Origin of the sequence: Pseudomonas amygdali (genome assembly GCF_002699855.1) — a bacterium.
Lineage (GTDB): Bacteria > Pseudomonadota > Gammaproteobacteria > Pseudomonadales > Pseudomonadaceae > Aquipseudomonas > Aquipseudomonas amygdali.
The window spans coordinates 1-666 of the sequence record NZ_LKBW01000214.1 but is presented as its reverse complement, the minus strand read 5'-3'; the positions used below and the strand labels follow the sequence as shown (position 1 = coordinate 666).

The 666-nt window shown below is 53.9% G+C and carries 2 pseudogenes; one reads left to right on the top strand and one right to left on the bottom strand.

The features are described from left to right. A pseudogene (locus AO277_RS29180) lies at positions 1–94 on the top strand (IS5/IS1182 family transposase); the annotation flags it as partial. Here the strand turns inward: AO277_RS29180 and AO277_RS14495 are convergent. Further along, a pseudogene (locus tag AO277_RS14495) lies at positions 60–666 on the bottom strand (S-type pyocin domain-containing protein); the annotation flags it as partial. The pseudogenes AO277_RS29180 and AO277_RS14495 overlap by 35 nt on opposite strands.

The window sequence follows — 666 nt, the reverse complement described above, 5'->3', positions numbered from 1 at the left end:
GCGTTACGACAAGCTGGCAAGTAGCTTTAAAGCGATGGTCACACTGGCTTGCATCGAAAGATGCTTGCGGGCTGACTTTTCAGACAAACCCTAGCGTCTAACCAAGTGTTTGTTATGCGCTCACCAAACCCACTCGCAACCCCCGGAATCGACCTCGGGTCCTTGAACAGCAGGTAGCTATTCGGCAGCCCTGAATCAATCGGCGATATGAGAATGTAATCATCAGGATCATCTCGATCAATCGCCGGGTAAGCTTCAAGCTCGGGTACAAAAGGTGTCACCACGTTGCCTGGATCTTTCGGCAACGCGGGTGGCCCTGCGGGTGAGCTTGTCGAACTGTCCGCCGGTTGTGCTATTGGCGTCCATATAAGGGCCGGTGTCGATTCCCCGTCTCGGATAAACTCGTAGGAATTGTTCAGTGCGTTATAGGTGAAAGTTCTTACGCGAACCTTGGTACCAACTTTCACACCATCCGCAGCTACCCAGCGTGCAGCGCCGCTTGCGTCAGCTCCATCGGACGTCAGTCGATGAGGCACATCCAGCGTGCCTTTGACGCTGGCAAGGTATTGCAGATCGATATGCGGTGGCAGGTTGAGCTGTGAACCGCCCCGGGTTTCTCGGAGACTCCAACCTTTGAGAGGATGGAGCGATGAAAAAACTACCGAA